This is a genomic window from Streptomyces sp. NPDC058964 (assembly GCF_042741275.1).
GTDB lineage: Bacteria > Actinomycetota > Actinomycetes > Streptomycetales > Streptomycetaceae > Streptomyces.
The window spans coordinates 1-5024 of the sequence record NZ_JBHYKH010000605.1; the positions used below are offsets into that span (position 1 = coordinate 1).

The following is a 5024-nucleotide window of genomic DNA, read 5'->3' on the forward strand; positions in this document are numbered from 1 at the left end:
CGTACCGGCGGAATCGGCGGTCACGCGCGCGTGCCCGTCCTCACCGACCACGACGTCCTCGCCGGATCCGGGCCCTCCGGGACGCTCCCCGAGAGCGACGAGGAGGCAGTGATCACCGAACCGGGCGACGTGGTCGTCCCGGTGCTCGGCGGCGGCTCGGTGGCGCGTGTCATCGACGACGCGACCGGGGGCGCCGCCCTGGGGCGCAGTCTCGTTCTCCTGCGCCCCGATCCCACGGCGCTCGATCCCTGGTTCCTGGCCGGATTCCTGCGCGGCACCGCCAACAACCGCCAGGCCAGCAGCTACGCGTCCACCGCCACCCGCCTCGACGTGCGCCGCCTCCAGCTGCCCCGGCTGCCGCTCGACGAACAACGGCGCTACGGCGCGCGCTTCCGCGCCCTGGACGAGTTCGAGCGGGTGCTCCGGCACGCGGGCCGGCTCGGGGAGCAGCTCGTGCGAGGGATGTACGACGGCCTGACCGACGGCACGGTGGCGCCGGAGTGACCCGGCCGGGGAGACGGCCGGAGTGACCCGGCCGGGCAGGCGGCGCGCGCGACGCTTCACGCCGTCCCGTCCGGAACGTCCTGCTCCGCGCATCCCCGTCCGCACCTGCGACGTCGTGGGAAGCGATCGGCCCGACAACGGTTCGGTACAACCCGGACCGCTTGTCCGTGTCGGGCCATATGCTCGAAGCGACAATCGCATGACCGGTGTTGTCCGAGGCCGCGGCCGCGGGGGCGCCGGACGGACACGTACGCCCTCTTCAGGCATCAGGAGCAGCCATGCAAGGCCACGGCTACGCACAGCCGGTGCAGCAGCCACCGCACCCCGCGGCGCTGGTCCTCCTGCGCGTGCTGTTCGTGGCGATCGGGTTCTTCACCATCGGCTTCATGGCCTGGACGATGCTGCTGCGCCTGGCGATCGTGACGCGCAAGTCGCTGGACTGGGGCCTGTTCGTGGCGGTGCTGGCGGCCGACGTCCTCAGCATCGTGCTGCTGGGCAGCGAGCCCGGTGACGAGATCCACACGACGGGCGGCTACCTGGGCCTCACCCTGCTCCTCGGCACGCTCGTCGCGGCGATGGCGTACTACCTGGCGGCGGACGTGCGCCACTTCCAGCGGCTGCGCGAGACCTTCCGCGCGCAGCAGCCGATGGGGGCGGCGTACGGCTATCCGCGTCCCTCGTCGCCATACACCGCGACGACCGTTCCGAGCTCGCCCGTGGTGCCGACCGTGCCACAGTCCCCGCACACCCCGCCCCCGATGCCCCACACGCCCCCGCCCGGACCGCCGATGGCCACGCCGCCGCAGCGTCCGGCACCGGCCCGTATCGACCAGGTGCGCGCCGAGCTGGACGAGCTCAGTGACTACCTGCGCAAGCACGACGGGCATCACGAGGGCAACCACGAGGGCGGAAGGTGACCGTGGCGACAGGACGTGTCGTCGCCGGCCGCTACGAGCTGTCCACGCTCATCGGGCAGGGCGGCATGGGCCAGGTCTGGACGGCGTACGACAAACGGCTCGACCGGCGGGTGGCGGTGAAGCTGCTGCGCCCGGACAAAGTGGCCGGCCAGGAGGCCGACGAGCTGCGGCGCCGCTTCGTGCGCGAGTGCCGGGTGACCGCCCAGGTCGACCACCCGGGTCTGGTCACGGTGCACGACGCGGGCAGCGAGGGCGAGGAGCTGTTCCTCGTCATGCAGTACGTCGACGGGGCCGACCTCTCCGACCACCTGGCCGAGCACGACCCGTACCCGTGGCAGTGGACGGTCGCGGTGGCCGCGCAGCTGTGCGCCGTGCTGAGCGCCGTGCACGCCGTGCCGATCGTCCACCGTGACCTCAAGCCGCGCAACGTGATGGTGAAGCAGGACGGCACGGTCACCGTGCTCGACCTCGGCGTCGCCTCCGTGATGGACACCGACACCACCCGCCTCACGCACACCGGTTCACCGATCGGCTCGCCCGCGTACATGGCGCCCGAGCAGGCGATGGGCGGCGCGGTCGGCCCGTACACCGACCTGTACGCGCTGGGCGTGCTGATGCACGAACTGCTCAGCGGTGACGTGCCGTTCGCCGGGTCCACGGCGCTCGGGGTGCTGCACCGGCACCTGTACGAGCCGCCGCTGCCCGTGCGCCGGATCCGGCCCGAGGTGCCGGAGGCGCTGGAGGCGCTCGTCCTGCGCCTGCTCGCCAAGGACCCGCAGCACCGGCCCGCCTCCGCGCAGGAGGTGTACGAGCACCTGGCGCTGCTCCTGCCCGCGCGTGGGACACCCACGGGGGCTCCCCTCGATCCGACGCGCCCCTTCCTGCGTCCGCACGCTCCCTGGCCGGACCGCGCGCGCACGCCCGCGCCCCAGCCCGCCCCCGTGGCGGCCGTGCCCGACAAGCCCGATGTCGCCGCTGCCGTCGACGAGGTCAAGCGCCTCCTGGGCGAGGGGCGCATCACGCAGGCCGTCGACATCCTGGGCGCGATCCTGCCCGCCGCCGCCGAACAGCACGGTGAGCACTCCCCGGTCGTCCGCACCCTGCGCAAGCAGTACGCGGCCACGCTCATGGACGACGGCCAGTACCGGCGCGCGCTGCCCGAGCTGCGCCGTCTTGCCGACGAACGCGCCACCGAGGCGGGCCAGGCCGACCCGCAGTCCCTGCGCTTCCGCTTCGACGCAGCCCAGTGTCTGGAGCAGATGGGCGAGCCGGCGGCCGCGATCGCGGAGTACCGTGCGCTGCTGCCGTACTACGAGAACCAGTACGTCTCCGGCGACCCGCAGCTCGCTCACGACGTCCGCCGCCGTATCGGCCTTCTGCTGCTGGCCGTCGGGGACCGGGCCGCCGCCCACGACACGCTCGCGCGGCTGGTGGTCGACGTCGAGCGCCTGCACGGACCCGGACACCCGCTGGCCGCGGAGGTCAGACGGACGCTGCAGTGGCTTGGGCAGGTACGGGGCTAGCCTTTTTTGCCGTTTCCTGGGCGAATCTTGTGGGGTTCGGCAGCTGATCTTTCCCAAGGCGTGAGCGAAGCCGGATAGCTTGCGGATCACTTTTGCCAGGCAACGCACAATCAGGGGTGGGTCTCCATGTCCGGCCATCGGCTGTCGAAGGGGCGCAGATACATCACGTGGGCGGTCGCCGGTGCCGCCGTCGTCGCCGGAGCGGGCATCGCCGCGCAGACCTCCATGGCCGCCACGACCTGGCCAGCGCAGAAGACCTACACCGGCCGCGCCTTCGACACCTGCGCCGCGCCCTCCCTGGCCGCCATGAAGGCGTGGCACACGGGCTTCTACGGCGCCGCCGCCGTCTACGTGGGCGGGAAGAACCGCGGTTGCGCCCAGCCCAACCTCACCGCCTCCTGGGTCAAGTCCGTCAGCGCGGTCGGCTGGAAGCTCGTTCCGCTCTACGTCGGCGCCCAGCCGCCCTGCCAGAGCGGCTCCAGCCCCGAGAAGCTCACCGCCGCCACCGCGGCATCCCTCGGCAGGACCGACGCGGACGACGCCGTGTCCAAGGCCTCCGCCCTCGGAATGAAGGCCGGCAGCCCCGTCTACCTCGACATGGAGGCGTACGACACGACGAACACGTCGTGCAACGACGCCGTGCTCACCTATGTGCGCGCGTTCGACAAGGAGCTGCGCGCGAAGACGTACCGCGCGGGCTACTACGGCTTCACCAGCTCCAGCGCGAAGGCGGTGGCCAACGCCACGGACAGGACCGACCTGCCGGGCAACCTCTGGTACGCGCTGTGGGACAAGCAGAACACCACGACCGCGGACTGGCCCTTCGGCGCGACCCAGTACACCGGCCACAGCCGGGCGCACCAGTACATGGTCAACAGCAAGGAGAGCCGGGGCGGCTACACGATCACCGTGGACCGCGACGCGTGGGACGCCCCGGTGGCCATCACCGGCTGATCACCCGCCGGTCACCGGCCGCCGCCGCCCCGTGCGAGGCACGGTGGTGCCCGAAGCGCTCGCGAATCGTTGGTCGAATGGGTTGGCCAGAGGCTGGCCACTGCCTAACATCGATCACCGCAAGACTTTGTGCACCGTCGCACAATCTCCTCGGGAGGTTTCCTTGCACCGCCGCCGTCGCACCGCGCTCGTCCTGTCCGCCGCGATCGTCGCCGCGGCACCTCTGCTCACCGCCTGCGGAAACGATGCGCATCCGGGCGCGGCGGCCGTCGTCGGCGATCAGCGGATCACCGTCGCCCAGCTGGAGACCAGGGTGAACGAGGTGCGCCGGGCGCAGCGGGCCGCGGTGCCGGACGAGACGCAGTACGAGCAGGTCGTCGCCTCCACCAGCAGCCTCACCCGCGACACCCTGCACAACATGGTCCTCGACCGGGTGCTGCACCGTGCCGCGCAGGACCAGGGCATCACGGTCACCCGCAAGGAGATCCAGGAGATGCGCACCGGCCTGGTGCAGCAGGCCGGCAGCTCCGCGGCTCTGGAGACGGCCTGGCTGCAGAAGTACGGCGTGGCCCCCGAGCGTCTCGACGAGAACCTCCGTCTCCAGGTGGAGGCCCGCAAGCTGGCCCAGAAGCTCGGCACGGACACCAGCCAGCCCGCCTTCTGGAAGGCCCTGTCCACCGCGTCGGGCGAGCTCCACGTCGACCTCAACCCCCGCTACGGCTCCTGGGACGTGCAGAAGAGCAGCCGTGTGGACGCGAAGACGCCCTGGGTACGCGAGGTCACGACGAGCGGGACGCAGCAGACGGCGGCGTAGGCCCGGCACCGGGCCCGTGTGTGCCCCGGCGCTGCTCTGCACGGCCCGGCCCGGCGCTGCTCTGCACGGCCCGGCCGCCACGGCCCGCCACGGCGGCGGACGGTACGGTGTGGGGCCTCGCGACGGTCATACGATCGCATCGTCATCCCCTGCCTGTGGACAACTCAGGAGGTCGTCGGCGGGTGTGCGTTACGTTCGAAGCGTGAACACCACCAGCCTCGAAGCCCTCCAGGAACCGGACCCCGCCGCCGCCCCGGCCGCCGCGGCCGGGGGCCCACCACCCACCCCGGCGCCCCCGCGGCGCTGGGCCGG

4 protein-coding genes and 1 pseudogene are annotated in these 5024 nt (G+C 72.2%); all 5 read left to right on the forward strand.

What is annotated here, in order from left to right:
• Positions 1-504: pseudogene (locus ACFW2E_RS41300) on the forward strand (SAM-dependent methyltransferase); the annotation flags it as partial.
• Between the two features lie 278 nt (positions 505-782).
• Positions 783-1421, forward strand: a complete 639-nt coding sequence (locus tag ACFW2E_RS41305) for a hypothetical protein (protein ID WP_384475611.1) — start codon at positions 783-785, stop codon at positions 1419-1421.
• A gap of 38 nt (positions 1422-1459) precedes the next feature.
• Entirely contained in the window at positions 1460-2944 is a 1485-nt protein-coding gene (locus ACFW2E_RS41310) for a protein kinase (protein WP_384475619.1), read from the forward strand.
• A gap of 126 nt (positions 2945-3070) precedes the next feature.
• A complete protein-coding gene (locus ACFW2E_RS41315; RefSeq protein WP_384475613.1) occupies positions 3071-3898 on the forward strand; it encodes a glycoside hydrolase domain-containing protein in 828 nt (275 codons plus the stop codon).
• 163 nt (positions 3899-4061) lie between these two features.
• Complete coding sequence (locus tag ACFW2E_RS41320) at positions 4062-4712, forward strand: SurA N-terminal domain-containing protein (protein WP_384475616.1); 651 nt, start codon at positions 4062-4064, stop codon at positions 4710-4712.
• Positions 4713-5024 lie beyond the last annotated feature (312 nt).

Coding starts and splice junctions, on each gene's coding strand:
- ACFW2E_RS41305 (WP_384475611.1), top strand. CDS start 783: ATGCAAGGCCACGGCTACGCACAGCCGGTGCAGCAGCCACCGCACCCC.
- ACFW2E_RS41315 (WP_384475613.1), top strand. CDS start 3,071: ATGTCCGGCCATCGGCTGTCGAAGGGGCGCAGATACATCACGTGGGCG.